The sequence below is a fragment of the uncultured Leptotrichia sp. genome (assembly GCF_938036635.1).
In the GTDB taxonomy this organism is placed as follows: domain Bacteria; phylum Fusobacteriota; class Fusobacteriia; order Fusobacteriales; family Leptotrichiaceae; genus Leptotrichia; species Leptotrichia hongkongensis.
Window position 1 is genome coordinate 1 of record NZ_CALHQO010000499.1, and the last position, 2,275, is coordinate 2,275.

Annotated in this window: 1 protein-coding gene; it reads left to right on the forward strand. The window is 29.6% G+C overall.

Going from position 1 to position 2,275, the window contains the following annotated elements; translation table 11 throughout:
- A partial coding sequence (locus Q0370_RS10070) for an autotransporter domain-containing protein (protein WP_299575280.1) occupies positions 1-2,255 on the forward strand: 2,255 nt, incomplete at its 5' end.
- Between the last annotated feature and the right edge of the window lie 20 nt (positions 2,256-2,275).

The window sequence follows — 2,275 nt, forward strand, 5'->3', positions numbered from 1 at the left end:
ATAAAAATAATATAGAATATAGTAAAAAAAATCCAATGAAAATAAATTCAAAAGCAACAGCAACTTTTTTTCTGACGGCATTTACTGGAATATTAAATGCAACTGGAATGGATACGAAAGTTGAAAGAGAAAAAATTAATGAAAATGAAAAAAATCAAAACTTTAATTCAGATAATCTAGATATTAATTTTAATTTCAAAAAAAATAAGATACAGAAAAACGAAATTGAAGATAGTTTTTCAAAGAAAAAACCAAAAGTGAGATTTTCATTTTCTACAATGTATGAAGTTCCAATTTCCAAACGCAAGTCAAAACACTCCCCAAACACTGGGATGACGATAGATAAAATTGATAAACAGCCACTTTCTAATAGTTCTAAAAAAATATCAAATACTTCAAATTCTCAAATAAAAGCCAATACCGAAAGCGAACGTTGGACTTATTACGGTGGAGATGAATTTAATGATAACAGTTTTGATACAAGTAAATGGTCAGCATATGACAATAACAATACTTATGGACATCCGCAGGATATGATTCAATACTATAATGCAAGTCAAATTTCAGAAACAACTGACGCACAAGGAAATGGAGTTTTAAATATAAATTCAAATAGAATGAGAGGTACTACAATTACCACTTCTGATGGGCAAAGCAGAGAAGCTTGGAATTCCGGATTTATAACTTCAGGAGGAAGATATGCAGCTAATCCTGCAAATGTTTTTTATCCATTGTATTCGAGAATTGATGTGAGGGCAAAAGTTGCAAATGAAATAGGTTTTTGGCATGCTCCATGGGTAACTCATTATAATGGCGCTTCTACTGCAGAATTAGATATTGGGGAATTTTTTGCACCGACAAATGGAAAAAATGTGGTTACTCAATCAATTCATTTATATAATAAGAAAATGGGGACAGTTCAAAAAAATGTAGTAAATGGTGGAATTAAAAATTTTAGAGTAAAATCTGATGTTCAGAATGATTTTCATGTTTATTCAGTATCAGTGGAACCATCTTCAACTCCTAATGAAGCAATTATTACATATTGGGTTGATGATAATAAAGTGTATTCGTTTGCTACAGATTCAAAAGGAGCAGGTATTTATAATAAATTCATTGAAGATTCAATAAAAGACAATAGGTTGGATTCTACATGGAATATTATGTTTCAAGGGGGAGTAGGAGGTAATGGCTATCCGATAACTGGATTGGACTCAGCACAGAGTGTTATTGACTACATTCGTGTATTTGTCCCTGCAGCCCAAGTGCAATCAGTACCTACTGTAACACCTGTAAATCCTGCTACAACACCAGGAAGTTCAAATACTCCAGGGAATAATAATACTGCAACGTCTCCTACAGCAGCAATTCCTGTGTATCATAAAATATTAATAGAAGCACCTAGATCAAAAGTGGATTTTGATCTTGTAAAAAAAATAAATGATGAAATTTATAGAAACATTGAAAATACAGAGGATGATAAACTGGATGTAAATATAACTCATATTGGAAATATTAGTACGAGCTATAGTGATAAATTGAATAACATAAATTATACTTCAAATTCACAAGGAATATTATTATCCGCTTTAAAAGATTTTGGAAAATTTACATTTGGTGGAGCTTTAGGATATCAGAATTCTAATGTTGATTATAATGGAGTTTTTAGTGGAATTGAAGAGGATATTGATTCTTTTCAGGCATTATTAGAGGGAAAATATGAATTTACTGAAAAACTCGATTTAGCAGGAATTTTAACATATTCATACAATAACCATAAGTATAAAGCCGATTCTTTTAATATAATGGATAATGTGAAATATAAATCTAGAATATTGGATGCTTCAATGAGATTAGGTTATAAATTCATATTTGATAATGGATATATAAAGCCATACTTAGGGTTAGGCATAACAGGAATTAAAGAAGGAGACATGAGTAAAATTAATGTTTCTAATACTTCACAAACTGGAACAAACGAATTTTTAGGAATTTATGGTGAAAAAACTTTTGGTAAATTTACTTTATTTGGACAATCAGAATATAGATTTAGAAATAAAAAAGCTTCGTATCATACAAAAAGAAGTTATACTAATCGATACGATATTTCTCCACTAAACTATTCTAGACAGTCATTTAGCTTTGATATAGGTGGAGATTATAAAGTAAATGATAATATGAACGTAAGTTTATCGTATGGATTTAATGGTTCTAAAAATAACAGTCTTAAATTAGGGTTGAAAGCTTCTTTTTAAAGATAAAATATATTAAAAAT